The organism is Nocardia sp. PLKS1-43 (assembly GCF_059510335.1).
The window spans coordinates 1,008,597-1,027,225 of the sequence record NZ_JCAJZQ010000001.1 but is presented as its reverse complement, the minus strand read 5'-3'; the positions used below and the strand labels follow the sequence as shown (position 1 = coordinate 1,027,225).

General features: G+C 67.9%; 14 protein-coding genes. 6 read left to right on the top strand and 8 right to left on the bottom strand.

Features of this window, described 5'->3' with window-relative positions:
• Positions 1–40 precede the first annotated feature (40 nt).
• Positions 41–1,789: a serine/threonine-protein kinase gene (locus AC5WS7_RS04895; protein WP_495953097.1), complete on the bottom strand. Its 1,749-nt coding sequence runs from the start codon at positions 1,787–1,789 to the stop codon at positions 41–43.
• Positions 1,790–2,024: 235 nt separating this feature from the next.
• A complete protein-coding gene (locus tag AC5WS7_RS04890) occupies positions 2,025–3,299 on the bottom strand; it encodes a hypothetical protein (protein ID WP_495953096.1) in 1,275 nt (424 codons plus the stop codon).
• Between the two features lie 95 nt (positions 3,300–3,394).
• On the opposite strand from AC5WS7_RS04890, the gene AC5WS7_RS04885 reads away from it, so the two are divergent.
• From AC5WS7_RS04885 to AC5WS7_RS04865, 5 genes are all read left to right on the top strand, one after another.
• Positions 3,395–3,928 (top strand): hypothetical protein, encoded by a 534-nt coding sequence (locus AC5WS7_RS04885; protein WP_495953095.1) that lies wholly within the window; start codon positions 3,395–3,397, stop codon positions 3,926–3,928.
• Between the two features lie 300 nt (positions 3,929–4,228).
• On the top strand, positions 4,229–4,912 hold the full coding sequence (locus tag AC5WS7_RS04880) for a DUF3558 family protein (protein WP_495953094.1): 684 nt from the start codon (positions 4,229–4,231) through the stop codon (positions 4,910–4,912).
• A 497-nt stretch (positions 4,913–5,409) separates the two neighbouring features.
• Positions 5,410–5,895: an effector-associated constant component EACC1 gene (locus AC5WS7_RS04875; protein ID WP_495953093.1), complete on the top strand. Its 486-nt coding sequence runs from the start codon at positions 5,410–5,412 to the stop codon at positions 5,893–5,895.
• The gene (locus AC5WS7_RS04870; protein WP_495953092.1) at positions 5,784–10,205 is read left to right on the top strand and encodes a caspase, EACC1-associated type; all 4,422 of its coding nucleotides are present in this window, start codon (positions 5,784–5,786) and stop codon (positions 10,203–10,205) included. Before AC5WS7_RS04875 ends, AC5WS7_RS04870 begins: the two co-directional genes overlap by 112 nt.
• Before the next feature lie 89 nt (positions 10,206–10,294).
• Positions 10,295–11,170, top strand: a complete 876-nt coding sequence (locus tag AC5WS7_RS04865; RefSeq protein ID WP_495953091.1) for an extracellular catalytic domain type 1 short-chain-length polyhydroxyalkanoate depolymerase — start codon at positions 10,295–10,297, stop codon at positions 11,168–11,170.
• A gap of 69 nt (positions 11,171–11,239) precedes the next feature.
• Here the strand turns inward: AC5WS7_RS04865 and AC5WS7_RS04860 are convergent, their stop codons facing one another.
• The 3 genes from AC5WS7_RS04860 to AC5WS7_RS04850 form a co-directional block, all read right to left on the bottom strand.
• Positions 11,240–12,388 (bottom strand): PLP-dependent cysteine synthase family protein, encoded by a 1,149-nt coding sequence (locus AC5WS7_RS04860; RefSeq protein WP_495953090.1) that lies wholly within the window; start codon positions 12,386–12,388, stop codon positions 11,240–11,242.
• Between the two features lie 253 nt (positions 12,389–12,641).
• Complete coding sequence (locus AC5WS7_RS04855) at positions 12,642–13,901, bottom strand: phosphotransferase family protein (RefSeq protein WP_495953089.1); 1,260 nt, start codon at positions 13,899–13,901, stop codon at positions 12,642–12,644.
• Between the two features lie 174 nt (positions 13,902–14,075).
• Positions 14,076–14,390: a PfkB family carbohydrate kinase gene (locus AC5WS7_RS04850; protein WP_495953088.1), complete on the bottom strand. Its 315-nt coding sequence runs from the start codon at positions 14,388–14,390 to the stop codon at positions 14,076–14,078.
• A gap of 379 nt (positions 14,391–14,769) precedes the next feature.
• Between AC5WS7_RS04850 and AC5WS7_RS04845 the strand changes: the two genes are divergently transcribed.
• Positions 14,770–15,165 (top strand): hypothetical protein, encoded by a 396-nt coding sequence (locus tag AC5WS7_RS04845; protein ID WP_495953087.1) that lies wholly within the window; start codon positions 14,770–14,772, stop codon positions 15,163–15,165.
• On the opposite strand, the gene AC5WS7_RS04840 is transcribed toward AC5WS7_RS04845, so the two are convergent.
• The 3 genes from AC5WS7_RS04840 to AC5WS7_RS04830 are packed head-to-tail and all read right to left on the bottom strand — an operon-like array spanning position 15,111 to position 18,552.
• Positions 15,111–15,740, bottom strand: coding sequence for a bifunctional 4-hydroxy-2-oxoglutarate aldolase/2-dehydro-3-deoxy-phosphogluconate aldolase (locus AC5WS7_RS04840; RefSeq protein WP_495953086.1), 630 nt, complete (start codon positions 15,738–15,740; stop codon positions 15,111–15,113). The two genes, AC5WS7_RS04845 and AC5WS7_RS04840, sit on opposite strands and share 55 nt — an antisense overlap.
• Before the next feature lie 27 nt (positions 15,741–15,767).
• Positions 15,768–16,793 carry a C-terminal binding protein gene (locus AC5WS7_RS04835; protein ID WP_495953085.1) on the bottom strand — a complete coding sequence of 342 codons (1,026 nt, stop codon included), beginning with the start codon at positions 16,791–16,793 and terminating at the stop codon, positions 15,768–15,770.
• Complete coding sequence (locus AC5WS7_RS04830) at positions 16,780–18,552, bottom strand: IlvD/Edd family dehydratase (protein ID WP_495953084.1); 1,773 nt, start codon at positions 18,550–18,552, stop codon at positions 16,780–16,782. Before AC5WS7_RS04830 ends, AC5WS7_RS04835 begins: the two co-directional genes overlap by 14 nt.
• Between the last annotated feature and the right edge of the window lie 77 nt (positions 18,553–18,629).

Genomic DNA, 18,629 nt, shown 5'->3' with positions numbered 1-18,629 from the left:
TGCCGCCCGTCGCCGGGACCCCTCCCGGGGCGATCGCCTATCAGGCGGGAGGCAGGTGTGCGGCCACCACGGCCGCGACATCGGTGACCAGCGCGCAGCGCCGCTCGGCCGGTTCGGTGCCATCGATCACCACCAGCGCCAATTCCACTGCCGGGGTGGACAGCGCGGTCGTATAGGCGCGATGCACGATGCGGGCCAGACAAGCCTTGGCTCCGTAGCCGCCGTCGGACTGGACGAACACCGTATGCCCGGACAGTGTTTCGGGGGTGCCGTCGTCGGCGGTGAGGGGTTCGTTACGGTCGAAAATCACCCGCAATGACGCAGTACTGAGGGTGCTGCGGTACCGGCACGCCCAGTACCCGAAATCCGGGTCCGGGTTCAGGGCCGCGACACCCGGAAGGAACCCCAGCCCGTCCCTGGGCAGATCGCACGCATTGGACCAGAGCAGCGAATTCGCCGGCGCCTGGTCCGGGCGTCGCGGAATTCCCTTGTGCGACAGCCGATCCATCACGTTGTTCGTGGCCGCATCACCTACCGTGCACAACCGGGCACCGCCCTGCTGGGCGACCGTGTCGACGTCGATCTGGTAATGATCCGGCAAGATAATGGTGCGGTCGCATTCGTCGCTGGCGCCCGGTACTCGCAGCACCCGCAGCCCGTGACGGGTCTCCCATCGGCCGCGCGGATCCTGCGGGGTCGGATTGTCGAACTCTAGTTTGACGTCGATCTGCTGCTCGTCAGCGGTGTGGATCAGCACGTCACAGCGGTTGAAATTGCCTCGGTCGGCATCGTATTGGGTGGCGCCGAATCCGCCCAGAACGCTCGCGTCGGCCAGCCCGCACGGATCGGCGGTGTGCGGATCGCCGACTGCCAGGTCCGGGCCCGCCGGCGGCCTGGTAGGGGTGCGCGGTGCACTGTCCGAGACCACGGTCGCGGCCACCAGTAGCACGCCCAGCAGTGCTGCCACCGCCCGGCGCACCCCGGCCCAGCGTGGCGTGCCATCGGAAGTCCGGCCAGCGACCCCGCACAGCATCTGCTGCGCTTGCACGGCCGTGGGTCGCCGTTGCGGCTCCACTCGCAGCATCGCCCGCAGCACCGCGCTCAATCCTCCCGCGGTGCGGGACGAGGCGATCTGACGGTTCATCGCGCGTCGCAACAGGACCATCGGGTGGTCGTTCGCGGGGCCGTAAGGCGTACTGCCCTCTACGGCCAGGAAAAGTGTTGCCCCCAAAGCGAAAACATCCGATGCCCGATCCGGCCGGGCGCCGTTGGCGACCTCCGGCGCGAGGTATCCGGGCGTGCCCGGCAGCACCGCGCCCCCGGTCAACGTCACCGCGCGATGGATATCGCGGGAGATCCCGAAGTCACTCAACTTGGCCGTACCATCCTGGGACACCAGCACATTGGCGGCCGTGATGTCCCGATGCACGATTCCGGCCGCGTGTACCGCCACCAGTCCCGCCGCCACCTGCGCACCCAGCCGGGCGGCCCGCTCCGGGGGCATCACGCCGATCTCGGCAAGGCTGCGGCCGGACACGTACTCCATCACCAGCCACCACCGGTCTTCGACGCGGATGATGTCGAAGACCTCCACCACATTCGGATGCCGCACTCGCGCCAGCAATTCCGCTTCGTGCACGGACAATTCTGCTTCCGGCGAGCGCGCGTGCTTGAGTGCGACCGCACGCTTGAGCATCTCGTCCTTCGCGTGCCACACCACCGCGTGCCCGCCCGAACCGGCCTGTCCCAACAGGCGATACCGGCCGTTGATCACCTGCCCCGCTCGCACGCCCCTCCGATCACCGTGTGACACCACACGGGATAAGAAGAGTAGACGCGCATCACCCGATCAGCACGGTGAACAGCCCGAAAACTCAGCGCGCACTGTGTCGCCCATCCCCCCGAAACCTGTTCCGCAGCCGGGCCACTGGCGATCGGCACCTCCGATCATCAAGAAACAGCATCCGAACGACCAGCGGACGTGGTCGGTGATCAATACCGGGATCCCGCGTACGATGGTCGTTTCACGGGTTGATCAGTGAGTTGAATGCCGCACGCACGTCGGAGTCGGCGGAACTGACGTACACGTGCGAGGGCGGTACGTCGATGCCGTGGAAGGTATACGACAGGTGTTGCGGGCAACTGGCTCCATCGATCTGAATCTGGCCGTCGAAGACAATATGAGCGGTGCGAACTTCGTAGGCGCGCAACGGGATTGCGTGTTTTTGGAAGGTGATGTCACCGGCCCATCGGGTCGTTTCCGAGTGGTAGGGACAGGTTTGGACGGCGTCACCGAACCGGGTGGGCCCGGCGCAGAGGATCAGGACCGCGTCGGCGGCATCGTGTGCGCGCCATTCAGCAGGGAATTGGCTTGTGTCGCTGTCGTTTCCGAATACCAGCGCGGCATCTGGGCCAGGTCGTCCATATGCCTTGGCGCCGCCGTACGGTTGGGGATGTGAGCAGTAGTCGGGTTGCCCACCGGGGTAGGGGGCCTGCAGCAGTTTACGCAGGGTGGCGAGCTGGCAGCCGTGGAAGGCGGTGAGCGCCGAGCGGGCAGCGACAGTGCTCGCGCGATCGAGCAAGGTGCCATCGGCCGGCCGGCGGGTGAGCCAGTCGGTGACGGTAACGGTGTGACAAGCGTCGTTGGCGAGCAGTTTCGCCAGGAACCGGTCGAGCGTTTTGCGCACTATCACCTCGTGGCCCGGGAATCTGGTCAGGACGGTGTGAAGCGTGGTGAAAGCCGCTGCGAGCGAGGCGATATCGCCGCCCAACGCGGTATCGAGCTGGATCCCGGCCGATCGGGTCAACTCGCAGGCGTGGACGGTACGATCGATACCGGCCGTGCGTGGGGCGTCGGCCACCCGATCGCCGAACCACACGCGCCTCGCGTCGGCGGCAGCTCGCGCGCAGTCGCCCGCGTCACGGGCGAGGTCGACTCGATGCCCGATCGCATCGGCGTCGTCCCGCAGCAGTGCGACCGAGGCCAGTACCGCAAGAGTGACCGCGAAGGCTATGGCCCGGTGCCGCCATATTCGCGAACGCGGTGCTCGCGCCGCGACTGCGAAGCCGTGTCCGATGACCGTTGTCCACCACAGCGCCACAACGATTTCCATCCATACCGACCGGGCGAGAACAGCCAGCACCGTGATCAACACCAGAGTGATCAGCACGTTTGCGGCGGCCAGGCGACGGCGGCCGATCATCAGATAGCCGATGCCGAGCAGGGAGGCGTTCGCGACCGCGACCGCCCACGGGTCATGGGCGCGCGGCGGCGTCGCCGACAGGGAAAAGTGCTGCACAGTGGACCCTCCTGGGAAGTGGCCGAACAAGCAGGCCCAGTGTGAGACGCCTGCGGCGGGACCGGTCCCGACCAGCAAGTTGTCGAATACACACCATGACCGACTCACCACCGACCCGCCGCTTCGGATCCGGTGCCCGAATCCTGCTGTCCGCCATGGCAATTGCCGTCGCCCCGTCCTGCTCGGCGACCGATCGCGCCCGAACGCCCACGACTCCGTCCCCCAGCTCCACCCCCACCCCCACGCCGACCGCAACCTCCTCCGCCGTGCTGCCGGGGGCAGCCGATGGCGACGACACACAGGCATGCGCGACGGGCCGGTGCGAGATACGGGTGACCGAGGCGGTGTCGATCCCCGTCCCGGCAACAACCTTCGGGTTCGGTCCGCTCACCGTGGCCTCGATTGCGGACGGGCAGATCCGGGTGACCGGACCGTTGTTCTCGGGCCGGGTCTCCGGCGGTGGAGGCGGCTGCACGATCGGCCTCGTGACCGCCTCGGCCACCGATCCGCAGGACTACATGCACCTCACCTGCCCAGCGGGCGCGAGAACGACCGTCGACGGAATGTCTTTCACGGTCCTCGCCATCGTCGACCGCACCGCGGTCATCCGGATCGGGACGGTCACATGAACGTCGTTCGCGGTGTGGCCGAGATCGAGCAACGACGCTCGCGAACCGCTCCCGGCCAACACCACGAGCGACAACGAACCGGCGACGAGTGCGAGAGTCGAACTCGCCTCCACGACATGTCGCCTCAAATCGACTTTCGGTTGCCGGACAGGGCTTGGTACGGTGCGCCGGTGCCGGGGTGACACGCCTACGGTGACGGTCGATATCGATTGGGGCGCAACATGTTCGGGAAACTGGTCGGGGCCGGATCGTGGCGAGGCATCGCGGTCATCGGGGCCGTGGTCGCCGGGTGTTGCTCGTGTGGCGGCGCACGGCGAGGATCCAACTCTGGCTGTTCACAACCCCGACCATGCTCGCGCAGACCGCGACATCAACCACGACCGAATCCACCCCGACAAGTGGAGCCCCCGCACCCGTACGCGGTATCGGCGACCAAAAGCACTCAGCCACAATCTTTCGGCGAGCCTGCCGCGCAAGACGCTGCGGCCCGAGTCCGCAACCACCTCCGCTCCCGCCGCGACCACAGCCCCGGCCACCACGACAACCCCTGCGCCCCAATCAGTTTGGGATCCATGCACGATCCCCGACGCCGACGTCACGGCGGCGGGCCTGAATCCACAATCCAGAAAAACGAACACACCGAGCCTGCAGGAGAAACAGTGCCGGTGGACCAACTCGTCGTACGAAGTGGCCGTGTTCACCTGGGACAGCCGGTTCACGGACTGGGCCTACGAGGTGTTCACCCAACCCCGCCCGGTCATGGTGGGCAATCGGCGTGCCCTCGCCGTGAACAGCGACCTGCCCGATGACCCGCGGTGCACCCTGCTGTTCGACATCCCACAGAGCACCACGCAGGACGGCATCAAGACCGGCGTCGTCCAGGTAGAGGCATCGACCGACACGCCGGGCAACCGAGACGCCCTGTGCGCCGAACTCACCCGCCTGGCGGTCCCCCTGAGCCAGCACTTCCCCGCCGGCCGCTGACCCGGGCACCGCACCGCGCACGGTCCACCGGCCCGGCACCCGCAACAGCAAGCGACAGAACAGATCGTCGCGGAACCTGGCATGCTCGTCATCGGCACCACCTGACAGCGGGAAAACACAGCCAAGCAGATTCCACATCGCCGCCCGCTCGGCCGCGACGTCCACCCTCATGCCGGCGAGGGTGTCGAGCAGGTGTTGCGGCGGCCACCACTGCAGGGCAGTTGTGCCCACGCCGCAGGTCACTGTGAAACTATCGACTGCCTGATCCGGACAAACGAAACCCGCTCTCCAGCAGAGCGATCGGCAAACTCGAGCCGACACTCCCGCGACTCGGCTGGACGCGCGCACTGTAAGCGATCGGGGAGATCGGTTACCAGGGCGCCCCGGATGTTCGCCGCACTGAACATGTGATTGTCGGCGGGAGAGCTGCGGCGGTACAGTTGCGCGGAAGCCGCTGCGCTGCAACGGGCTTGGGATACGGAGTGCGAGGGGGGCGGATGATCGTCACTGCGGACAGTTCCGAGGAGCTGCGTGATCTGGGTGCGTTCTTGTCCGGGACGCAGGAGTTGCGCGGTTGCGTGCGTGAGCGTTCGCGGCCGCCGGGGCCGCAGGATATGGGGCCGGCGCTCGAGGCGTTGGAGATCGTGGTTGGGCCGACCGGGGTGACCGCGGCGACGGCGAGCGCGGTGATCGCGTGGCTGCGCAGCCGTCGCGGATCGGTGCGGGTGACGGTGCACGGCCACGACGAGCGGAAGCTGAAGTTGGACGCGACCGGGGTCCGTGGACTGGACGCCGCGGGGGTGCAGCAGTTGACCGAAACGCTGCTACAGGCAGTGAATTCCACGGATCGGAACTCGCCACCGCCGAGCGCATGGCGGATCTGTCCGGGGACGGGGTGCGCATCCTCGTCCTCGCCACGGCTACGCACTCCGGCTCTACACTGCCGTCGCTGGCGACGGTCCGTCGGTCGTTCGAGGACTTGACGAAGGCGTTCGTGGAGAAGTGCGGTGCGAGCGCGGAAAACGTTGTGGGGCTGCTGGATCCGCCGGATGCACGTGCGATGGCGACCGTGCTGGCCGAGGAGGCGGCACGGGCGCGCTCGGTTCTGGTGGTGTATTTCATCGGGCACGGGTTGCGGGGGCCGGGTGGGGAGTTGTTCCTGGCCGCGGTCGACACCGACGAGTTGGTCCCGGGACTGGCGGCGCATCAGGCGTTGTCGTTCGCGGCGTTGGCGCAGGCGGTCCAGGACTGCCGGGCTCCGGCGGTGGTGGTGATCCTCGACTGTTGCTTTTCCGGTACCGCTGGTCTGGCGGCCGATACGTCCTCGATCCGGGAGTTCGCTTCCGGTGCGTACGGCCGTTATCTGATCGGTTCGGCCGAGCACATCGCCTCGGCTCCGGCGGGACATGTTCACACCGCCTTCACCGGGGCGCTGTTGAGGTTGCTGACCGAGGGTGATCCGCGCGGCCCGGCCCAGCTCAGTGTGGACGCGGTGTTCGACGGAGTGTATCGGCTGCTGCGCGACAGCGACGAAGGGCCGCTGCCGCGCCGACAAGCCGGCGACCGCGCGGGCGATCTGATCATCGCCGCCAATCCCGCCGCTACCGCCTCCGACGAGGTCGGCATGCCGGAACAGACACCGGGCCGGTGTCCTTATCCGGGTCTGGCGCCGTACGGGCCCGAGGACGCCGGCACGTTCTTCGGCCGCGAGGCGATGGTCGAGCGCGTGTGCGCGGAGCTGTCGGTCGCGGCGCGAGAGGGCGGCATGCGGGTCCTGGTCGGGGCCTCGGGAGCGGGCAAGACGTCATTGCTGAACGCGGGAATCATTGCGGCGCTTCGGGCTACGGGGCTGCCCGGCATCTCGGAGTCGGCAGGACGGCGGGTGCGGCGTCTGACGCCGGGTACCGACCCGCTGCAGCGGCTCGCGGCCGCGTTGGAGGTGCCCGGCATAGGCGCCGCGAGCGCGGCCGAGCCGGACCGGATCAGCGCACTCGTCGACGCCGCGGTAGAGCGATGGTCCGGTGAGCTGCCCGTACTCGTTGTCGATCAGCTCGAGGAGTTGTTCACGCTCGGCACCGATTCCGCCGCACCGTCCGCATTCGTGGCGATGCTTGCCGCGCTCGCGGCGGCGGGACCCGAAGACCAACCGCGGGCGGTGGTGTTGCTGGCGTTGCGTGCCGATTTCTACGGCCACGCCGCCGCTTTGCCGGAAGTGGCTGCCGCGCTGTCGAATCGGCAGATATTGATCGAACCCATGACGCGACGAGAGTTGCGGGAGGTGATCGAGAAGCCCGCGGCAGCCGGCGGCTGGTCGATCGCCGACGGCTTGGCCGAGTTGATCCTGAACGATCTGGGTCCCGACACCCCCGCCGCGGCGAGCGCGCTGCCGTTGCTGTCGCACGTGCTGTCCTCCACGTGGCGCAATCGCTCCGGAAAATCGTTGACAGCGGCCGGTTATCACGCCACCGGCGGTATCGCGCATGCGATCAAGCGCTCCGCCGAAGCGATCTACACCCGCACCGACCGAGCCGGCCGAGACGCGTTGCGCGCGGTGCTGCTGCGGTTGGTGCGCGTCGGCGCGGACGGTGACGCCGACACCGCTCAACCCGCCGACCGCGAGGCCCTCACCCGCGCTACGACGGACCCTGTTGCGGCCCAGCGTGTTCTGGACGAGATGATCGCCGAACGTCTGATCACCTCGGAGCGGGACACCGTCCGGTTGAGCCACGAGGCGCTGGTGCGGGAATGGCCGCGGCTGCGCGAATGGATCGATGCCGACCGCGACCGACTCGGCCGGACCCAGCGTTTCCTCGCCGACAGCCGGGAGTGGCAGCGGTCCGGATACGACCGCGACCTGCTGTACCGCGGCACCCGTCTGGCCTCCCTGGACGATCTCGACATCACCGCCGGCCCGGAGTTGGTCCGCGCCGATCCGATCGCCGCGGACTTCCTGGCCGCCTCGGTCCGGGCGCAGCGCCGGCGGCGCAACCGCAGAACCGCGGTATTGGCCATGGTGGTCGTGTTGCTGATCGCCGCGGGTGCAGCGGTAACGCGGGCGGTGAGCGCCGAAAAAGAGCGCGACGCATTGTTTTTCGCGAGTGTGCTGGCCGAGGCGGATCGCGTGCAGAACAGCGATCCCACGCTGGCGGCGGAACTGGATGTGCTGGCGCAGCGACTGCGGCCCGGCGACCCGCAGGTCGTGACCCGCCTGCTGGCCAGCACCAACCTCCCGGTGGCCAGTTCGTTCACCGACCACACCGGCGCGGTGTCGCGAATGCGCTACCTCGACGACGGCCGTCTGGTCACCGCCGGCGACGACCACGCCCTGCGGATCTGGAACAGCGACCCGGGCACGCCCCCGACGCTCGCCGCCCCGCCCATCCCCGAAGACGGCGACCGGATCGTCGCCCTCACCGCGCACGCCCACACGCTGATCTCCGGCGGTTCCAACGGACCCCTGCACATCCGCGACATCTCCGATCCCACCCACCCGCGCCTGCTGTCCAGCCTCCATACCGACACAGCCGTCAGCGTGGCGGCCGTGTCGGCCGACGGCCGGATCCTCGCGATCGCGACCACGAACGCCATCGAGGTATGGGACATCACCGATCCCACCCGACCCGCTCGCAGCACCGTAATCCCATCTCCCGCAGGCCAAATCGAGACCGTGGGTTTCGCCGGCTCCGCCGCGATCGTGGCCGGTACCACAGTGGTCACCGGCCCCCTCGTCCAGACCAGCACCGCCTGGGTCTGGCCGGTGCCCACCGACTCCGCTACCACCAGCCCGAAAGAACTCGCGCACGTCACCGACGGACCGCTCGCCCTGGCCACCAACCCGGACAACCCCACGATCGCGGTGGCGGGACGGCTGTCGGACCAGCCCTCCTCCGGAGACGCCCGGCTGCGCCTGTTCGATCTGCACGACCCTTCCCATCCCGACCCCATCCCCACCACGATTTCCCTGCCCTCCGACTACGACCTCGAGGGCATCGCGCTGAGCCGCAACGCCCGAGTACTCGCCACCGTCACCAGCGCGTCGACCAGGCTGTGGAATCTGGCCGACCCGGCCCATCCGACCACCCTCGGCCCGCCGCTCACGGGAGCCTCGCCCTGCCGGTCCAACCCAGGCCGGTGCACCACCACACCCCAATCTCTCACCATGACCGCGGACGCCACCCAGGTAGCGATCGGGTTGTCCGGCGGCGTCGTTCAGCGATGGTCGGTCCCGGCCGCCGCGCTGGCCGGACAAGCCGGTGATATCCAGCGCCCCGCCGTCAGCACCGACGGCACTCGGATGCTCACCGTCGCCACCGGCGCTCCCGCGCACTTCTGGGATATCGCCGACCCCGCCCACCCCCACCTGCTCGGCACCATCGGCGCACCAACGACCCCGGTGCACAACATCTCCGGCACCAGCTTCCCCTCGCTCAGCCGCGACGGACGCCTTGCCATGGACCCCACCGATGGAATCGTCACCATTTACGACATCTCCGATCCCACGGCCGTCAGCGAAGTATCCCGGTTCCCCAACGCATTGGGTGCGACCTTCATGCCCAACGAGCCCCTGCTGGTGCTCGTGGAGGCGGTACCGGTCCCGGAAATCATCTTCTGGGACTACACCGATCCCGCACATCCTCTCCAGCGAACCGCACCCCAGGTCCTGCCGCACATATCGCTCAGGCAGGGCGCCGGCCTGCAAGCCGCCGCCAGCCCGGACGACGAACTCGCCGCCGCACTCACGGATCGGCTGCAGATCTGGGACGTCCAACGCACCTTGCGTGACCATGCCGGCCCCATCGGCGATATCGCCGTGGATTGGAACGGCAACGGCACCGGCCTCGTCATCAGCCGCGACAACCGCACCGTCGTCGCGGGCTGGGATAACGGGACGATCCAGGTGTTCGACATGGCCGACCCGAAACACGTTGTCGCCGTGGGAAACCCCATACAAGCGAGCAGCACACTCATCGCCGGTGTCGCTCTCGCCCCCGACGGTCGCTTCCTGGCCACCGGCGGCACCGACTCCACTGTGCGCCTGTTCGACTTCACCGATCCCCGCCACCCCACCCCCTACGGGCAATCGCTCGCCCCACCCGGCCCGACCCGCTGGCAACTGGCCTTCCATCCCCGCCCCGGCTACCTCATCGGCACCGCCGACCAAGGCACCCTGCGCATCTGGGACCTGGATCCGGACCACGCCACCGCCCGCACGTGCGCCCTCACCAGACCGACCATCACCGACGACCTCACCAGCTACCGGCCCGGACACCGGCTCCCGCCACTGTGCCCGTGACAGGTACCCGAAAGACCATGCCACATGAACCGAAAGCGTTGCCTCACAACCACTTCCAAGCGCATCGTAACGCTGGCCGCAGCCGCGCTGTGCCTCGGAGCACTTCTCCCCGGCCCGGCCGCGGCCCGGACGCGGACTACACCAGCGGCGCGGGAACCCTGCACTACATCGCGTACGCACCGCCGGGAGACAACCGCGGACGCCCGCTGCTGGTATGGCTGCACGGCTGCAACGACATGCTCAGCACCGACTCTCCCCCACCCGCCGACCTCGTGCGCAACGACATCCTGGCCCGGCTCGCCCGTGACCGCGGATTCGTCGTGGTCTACCCCATCCAGTCACCCGCCATGAACCCATTCGGCTGCTGGAACGTCATCGATGGCCGCAACCAGCACCGCGACACCGGCGAGCCCGCCCTCATCGCAGGTATCACCGATGCCGTCCGAACACGATTCCACCTCGACCCCACCCGCACCTATATCACCGGACATTCCGCCGGGGGGATGATGGCCACCATCATGGGCGCGGCTTACCCCGACCGCTACGCCGCCCTGGGCACCTGGTGCAGCGGCGCGTACGCCGCCGGCTCCGACATCACCGGAACCGCCGCCTTCCACGAAATGGGCCCCCGCGCACGCCCCCTTCCGGTCCTGCTGATCGAAACCCGCACGGATCCCTTCAGCAGCCTGCCCATCGGCAGAGCCGCCACTACCCAATGGATCGGCACCGACGAACTCGCCGCAGGCCACCCGCAGCTCCCCTTACCCGCACCAGTAGCCACCGAACACCGAAACCCCAATCCCGCCAGCGGATTCCGTGATAGCGCGACATCGGAAATTTATCTGGTCGGGCACACCAGGATAGAACTGATCACCCTCGACGCAGGAGGGCACAACCTGTCCGGAGACCTCGATGGAGTAGCCCGCACCACCATCGACTTCCTTCTCCGACAACGACAACCATGACCGCCCCGGATGTACGCACCGGGTCTATCCCGCTAGCGGACACTGTCATCTCAGAGGGCATCCGAGAACTCAGGTCGAAGGTGGGAGGTCCCATGAGCCGGTGGTGGTGAAGCGTGCCAGTGCTGCGGCTGGTTTGGTCAGGTCCCAGCCTTTGGCGGTGATCCAATCATCGTTGTAGTAGGTGTCGGTGTAGGGCTGGCCCGAATCACCCTGCACGATAACGACCGTCCCGGTTCGTTCCTGCTCGCGCATGCGGGCGATCAGCTGCAGCGCCCCGAAGAGACATGCACCGGTGGACGGTCCGGCGGCGCGGCCGGTGATTGCGTGTAGGTGGCGCATGGCCGTGATGCTGGCCGCGTCGGCGACGGGAATGACCGCATCGATCACATCGGAGTCGAAGGCGGGTTCGATGCGGGGGCGTCCGATGCCCTCGATCATCGAGGGCATTCCGGTGGCATAGTCGGGACAGTCGCTGGCCCAGCCGGGGAAATACGCCGAGTTCTCTGGGTCCACGACCGCCAGCTGTGTGGCATGTCCGTGTGCGCGCAGGTAGCGGCCGATGGCGCGGGAAGTTGCTCCGGTACCGACACCGGTCACGATCCACGCGGGGGCGGGGTGCCCGATCCGGCGGCAGTCGTTCAGGATTTCCGCAGTGAGGTCCGGCTCGTCGTGGTCTACCGCGTCGCCGAGGGTATTCAAATGGTCGACGTAGTATCCGCCGGTCTCGTTCGCCAGCCCGGCGGCCTTGTCGTAGACAGCAAGCGGGGGTTCGATCAGGTGCCAGCGCCCGCCCTGGTCCCGGATCCGGTCCAGCTTCGCCGCTGCGGTGCGGTGCGGCACGACCGCGGTGAACGGTAGTCCGAGCAGCCGCGCGAAGTACGCTTCGGCCACAGCCAGATTCCCGCTGGTCGCATCGACCAGCATCATGCCTTCACCGATCCGCCCGCGCCGCAGCGCGTCGGTGAGCAGACTGCGCGCGAGGCCATATTTCAGGCTGCCCGTCGGCCGCTGCGACTCGTCCTTGACCAACAGCGTTATCGTCGAGTCGCCCGGAAGCGGATACCGGTAGACAGGTGTGGGTTTGTCGGCCGACCGAGTGCCGGACAAGACCGCCAGCGCAGAGCGTGCCCACTGGCTCGGAGCGGGTGTCACATCGAAATTCGCCTCGCCGCCCACCACCGCAGTGTAGGTGGCGTTCGGCATCGTCCGTGAACGCATCCAGATCGGCACCGGGTCACTGGTCGGCGTGGGATGCCGGGGAGTGGAGGGAAACAGCGCAACCCGTCACGCACGATCGTCCGGCCGCATCGAAACCCACCTGCGAAGGCCGGTGAAACCTCGCTCGATCCGAACGACACACCAGAGAAGAACTCCTCCGACTACGCGCCCAACTCAGCGTTGCAGGATGTACTCGAGCTGTCAGGTATCGCGCCTGCAGACCAGAGACAACGCCAGTGTTGTCGCGGCCGGGTCACAGTGTGGTGGGCACGCCTTGGGCGAGCCACTGCCGGACCTGCTCGGCGGCTTGGTCCGCGATGGGGTGACCGGGCGGGCGGGTGAGCAGGTCGCTGAGGGCAAACATGTCCAGCACGCGGCCGAGGTAGCCGAAATCTGGAGTGTCGAGGTCTTCGGGGAGGTGGTCGCTGAATGCGTCGGCGAAGGCATGCACGAAGGACGGTGGGTAGTCACGGTCGAAGCGCATCATGTTGGCGGCGTCGGCGAAGGGGCATCCGGAGTAGCTGAACTCCCAGTCGAGCACTGCGGCGACTTGCCAACCGGTCGGAGTTCGGGTGATCAGGAGATTTTTCGGGTTCATGTCCGAGTGCACCAGGCGGGCATGATGGTCCACCGCGCTCAGGGCTGGAGCATGGGTAGCGCACAGCTCGGCCCAGTCGTTGCGCTCCGAGAGGTCCAGACGGCCCTCCGGGATTTTCGACACACACCTGTCGGCGAACGACGGCAGCTGCTGCGACCACGGCGGCATCGGCGGTACCGCAAGCTGGGAATCAGCGAAGAAGCCCGGACGCTCGAACCGCACCGCACCGATGCCGGCCGCCACCCGGCCGACTTCGCTACCTATCAGGTGAAAGTCTTTGCGGTCCAGCGACATGTCCGAGAGGATCTGGTCGAGCGGAGTGCCCGCGACATAGTCGAGCACCATCGACGAGCACGGTTGCTCGCGGGTCGGCGGCAGGACCGCGATGACCGCGGGGACCGGGACGTGTCCTCGGACGGCGGCCATGACGGCGGCCTCGATCGCGTGGTCGGCGGTGCCGGTACGGACCGTCACCGAACGTTGCGAGAGCGCGAGTAGCGAGGTTTGGTGGGAATATCCGCCGGTCAAGGTTCGAATCGCAACCACCTGCTCCCCGAGCAGGTCGCCGATCTGTTCCGCTTCCGTCCACCGCACGTGGCCAGTCTCCCGCATGGTTCTGTCCGGGCACAGGTCGACGACCAGCGACCCGGTATCGAATATCCGTGCGGCAGGCGACGAGCCGAGGCAATCGAGCGGCCAGCCGCACGACGACAGCACAGGCCCGGCCACGTAACGCTGCGCTGCGCGAAATCTACCGAAACAGCATGGCGGGTCCGTGGGCTCGAGCTCGCAGCCGATGCGGCTATCCAACCGGCCGCCGCGCTGCAGACTGCCTTTCGGATCGAATCCGACCGCGCCCTCTTCGGTGGCGTCGCCTTCTTCGCCGACTACCTCCGTCTCGCCCTGGACGATCAACCCCTGCGCGTCTTCGTCGCCCGCCGCTCGGGGAGTGCTCACTGCATATCGCCACCGACGGCGCCGAACTCGGGACGAGGGGGATGCTCACTACCCATGCTCGAGGCCGTCGATCTGCTCGAGCAGGGGTTGCCGCTGTAGCGAGAGCATGGGGGTCGTGCCACTGCGGCCCGGTCAGCGTCTGACGTGGGCTGATCCGTCCGCGATGAGGGCCTCGACCTCGGCGAGCGAGGCCATCGATGCATCCCCCGGTGTCGTCATGACGAGGGCTCCGTGAGCCGTGCCGTAGGCAAGAGCGCGCTCGACCGAGACTCCGGCGAGCAGACCGTAGATCAGGCCGGCGGCGAAGGCATCGCCGGAGCCGACTCGGTCCAGGACATGCAGTCCATACATCCGGGGGCCGGTCACCAAACCGGTGTCGGCGGACCAGGCAGCCGAGGACCAGTCGTTGACATCGGCGGAGGAGACCTCGCGCAATGTGGTTGCCACGACCGATGCATGGGGGATCCGGGAGGCCGCCTCCATCAGTGCGTCCGCCAACCTCATCGGCACCGACACGCACATCACCCGGGTGCGCACCGGCCAATGCGAGGGCACCCACGACGACGTCGGCATGCCGGGCCAGACGCAGATCGACCTCGCGGGCCCGGCCCGGGCCACCCCTGTCCGCCCAGATGCTGGGGCGGTAGTTGGGGTCGTAGGAGACGGTGAGGCCAAGGCGGCGGGCGGCCACCATGGCCTCCTCGGCCACGTCGACAGTGGTTTCCGACAGGCCTGCGAAGATACCACCGGTGTGGAACCACCGCGGGCCGGCGCTTAAGACCGCGTCCCAGTCGAAATCACCCGGGCGCAGCCGACAGACCGCGGTGTGCGCGCGATCGCTGACACCGAGCGCACCACGGATGCCGTAGCCGCGCTCGACGAAGTTCAGCCCGTTGCGAGCGGTGCGGCCGATGCCATCGCCCGGGACCCAGCGGATCAGAGAGGTGTCGACTCCTCCTTGAAGTATCAGATCCTCGACCAGTCTGCCGACGGGGTTGTCGGCCAAGGCGGTGGCGACGGCGGTTCGCAATCCGAAGCAGCGGCGCAGGCCTCGCACCACGTTGTACTCACCGCCGCCCTCCCAGACCTGGAAGGTGCGGGCGGTCCGGATGCGGCCCTCGCCCGGGTCGAAGCGCAACATCACCTCGCCCAGGGCCACCACGTCGGTCACGGCGCGCTCCGATCGACGGCCTCGGCCGTCAGCCTGCGGATTTCCGCGTAGTCGCCCCGCTCCAGAAGCGTTGCGGTCGCCATCCAGCTGCCGCCGACGGCAACGACCGCCGGATCGGCGAGATACGACGCCAGGTGGGAGTCCTGAATCCCGCCGGTCGGAATGAAACCGGCCTGCGGGAACGGCGCCGCGAGCGCCCTGAGCGTGCGCAATCCGCCGAGTGGTTCGGCCGGAAAGAGCTTGACTGTGTGGCAGCCGGCACGCAAGGCACGCATCAGCTCGGTGGCGGTGGCTATGCCCGGCACCACAGGCACCTCGAGCTCCCGGCACCTGGCCACGACCTCCTCGGCGTAGCCGGGTGAGACGACGAAGCGGGCACCGGCGGCCACAGCGCGGTCCACCTGCTCCCGGGTGAGCACGGTGCCCGCGCCGACCGTCAGCGAGCCATGCGCCGCCATCGTCTCGAGTACCTGCTCCGCGCCCAGGGTGCGGAAGGTGACTTCCGCGCAGCGGGCACCGCCCGCCACGAGGGCCTCGGCCAAGCGGTCGGCCGTGGCCGGGTCGGGCACGGTCAGCACCGGCAGGATCCGAGAACCCTGCAACACGGAGTCCATGGGACTCGTCATCGGCCGAACCGTCCGCCGTGCACAGCGTCAACCCCGGGCTTCGCTGCGACCAGGCCCGGCGCCGGGCTCGTTGACCGGGAATCGTGCCGGTTGGCCGGTCAGAACCCGTACGGCCTCTTCAGCAGCGATGGTCCGCACTGTTGCGATGGACTCCACGGAGTAGTAGGCGGAGTGCGGTGTGACGATGACGTTGGGCAGCTCGAGGAGGGGGTTGGTCGGGCGCCACATGCGCTGTTTCGCGGGTTCCTCCTCGAGATCGTCCAGTGCCGCGGCGGCGATCCAGCCTTCGGTGAGCGCCTGCTGGATCGCCGCGTCCTCGACGATGGGTCCGCGTGCGGTGTTGACCAGGATGGCGGTCGGCTTCATCCGGCGCAGCGTCGCGCGGTCGAAGGCATGGTGTGTCTGCGGGGTGAGTGGCATTTGGATCACCACGCAGTCGGCACCTTCCACGAGGTCGTCGAAAGACGTCGGCCGGACCTGGGCCGCTCGGATCTCGGACTGGTCGATGAACGGGTCGTGCGCCCAGACCTCGACGCCGAATCCTTTCGCCCGTTCGGCGATGAGCTTGGCGATCGCGCCGAAAGACAGCAGGCCCAGCACCTGACCGCGCAATCTGTGGATGGGCTCCCCCGTCTTCCAGTGCCATTCGCCCCGCCGGGTCGCCCGGTCGTACTGGCAGATCTTGCGCGCGGCCGCGAGCCAGAGCGCGATCGCATGGTCGGCGACCTCGTCGGCGCACCAATCGTTCGGTGCGTTGGTGACCTGAATTCCGTGCCTGGTCGCGGCCTCGACGTCGACGATGTCCACACCGGTGCCATAGCGTGCGATCACCCGGCAGCGGGGCAACGCGCCGATGGCACGCGACCCCACCTGCGCGTACTGGGTCAGGATGCCGGCGGCCTCGCGTCCCGCCTCGATCACCTCGTCCTCGCTCTTGCACTGCGCGGCGAGGAGCCGCAACCCGGCGGCCTCGACGATCGCGCGTTCGATGTCGACATCGCCGAAGTCGTAGTCGGCGATCAGGATCGTGGCGCGAGTGTCAGTGTGAGTCACGGGGAATCCCCTTGGTATGGACGAGATCCTGGTATGACACGGCGAGTTCCAGGCAACCCCCGCTGTCCAGTTGACCGACCGTGGAACGGTAGATCTCCTGCCATGGTGTCTGATGTTCGAGCGCCGGTGGTGTGTAGTCGGCCCACCGCGCCGCGATCTCCTCGGCAGTCAGCAGGACATCGACGCGCGCGTTGTCGATGTCGACGCGGATCCGGTCACCGGTGCGCAGGATGGCGAGATTTCCGCCGGCCGCGGCCTCGGGACTGGCATTGAGGACGGACGGTGCGTCGGATGTGCCGCTCTGCCGACCGTCTCCCAGTGTGGGCAGGGCCATGATGCCTTGCTGGATCAGCGCGGCGGGAAGCTCCATGTTCACCACCTCAGCCGAGCCCGGATATCCGATGGGCCCGGTGTAGCGGATGACCAGAATGCAGTCCTGGTCGATGCCCAGCTCAGGATCTTCGATGCGGGCGTGGTAGTCCTCGGGGCCGTCGAAGACGATGGCACGGTAGTCGAACGCGGGTGGCTTGCCGGTGATGACCGATGTCTTCATGATCGCGGAGTCGAACAGGTTTCCGGTCATGACCAGCAGTCCGCCGTTTGCGGTGACGGGGTCGTGCACGGGTCGGATGACCGCCGGGTCGGCGGGCGGGACATCCTCGAGGTTCTCCGCCACGGTTCGGCCCGAGACGGTGACGGCATCGCCGTGCAGGTATCCCGCTTCCAGCAGCGACCGCATGACCGCGGGGACCCCACCGGCGCGGTGGAAGTCCTCGCCGAGGAACTCACCCGCCGGCGCGAGGTTCACCAGCACCGGGATGCCGTGTCCGACGCGCTGCCAGTCCTGGTTGGACAGCTCCACTCCGACATGGCGTGCGATGGCGTTGATGTGGATGGGCACGTTGGTCGACGCCGCGATGGCCGATGCGACCACGATCGAGTTCTCGAAAGCCCGCTCGGTCATGATCTTGCGGGGAGTCAGGTCCTCGCGGACCATGGACACCGCCCGGACGCCGGTGGCGTAGGCCATTTGCGCACGCTCGTTGTAGGGGGCCGGAATCGCCGCGCAACCGGGTAAGGACATGCCCAGGGCCTCGGCCAGGCTGTTCATCGACAGGGCCGTGCCCATGGTGTTGCAATGCCCGATGCTCGGCGCGGAGGCGGTCACCCGCGCCATGTATTCGTCGTAGTCGATCTCCCCGCTGGCCAGAAGCCGCTTGGACTGCCAGATCACCAACCCCGATCCCGTCCGCATACCCTTGTGATAGCCGTTGAGCATGGGCCCGCCGGACAGGACGATGGCCGGCATATTCACTGTCGCCGCCGCAGTCAGGCAGGCGGGTGTGGTCTTGTCACAGCCCGTCGTCAACACCACCCCGTCGAGTGGATATCCGTAGAGCACCTCGACCAGCCCGAGGTAGGCGAGATTGCGGTCCAGCGCCGCGGTCGGACGCTTTCCGGTCTCCTGCAACGGATGGACCGGGAACTCGAGGGGAATACCGCCGCCGTCGCGGACCCCATCCTTGATCCGGTCGGCGAGGGCGAGATGGTGCCGATTACAGGGCACCAGATCATTACCGGTCTGAGCGATCCCGATGATCGGCCGTCCCGACTGAAGTTCGGCCCGGGTGAGCCCGTAGTTCAGGAACCGCTCGAGATACAGAGCGGTCATCTCGCGGTTTCCCGCGTTGTCCCACCACGCCTGGCTGCGCAGCTCCCCCGGGGCGTGCTCGGCCGATGGCGTATGTCGTGCACCCATGGGCGACGGCGAGTTCGGCTGGTTCATTGCCGGCGGTCTTTCCGGTGCGGGGTCCGGCCAGATCACCTGCGCCGCCG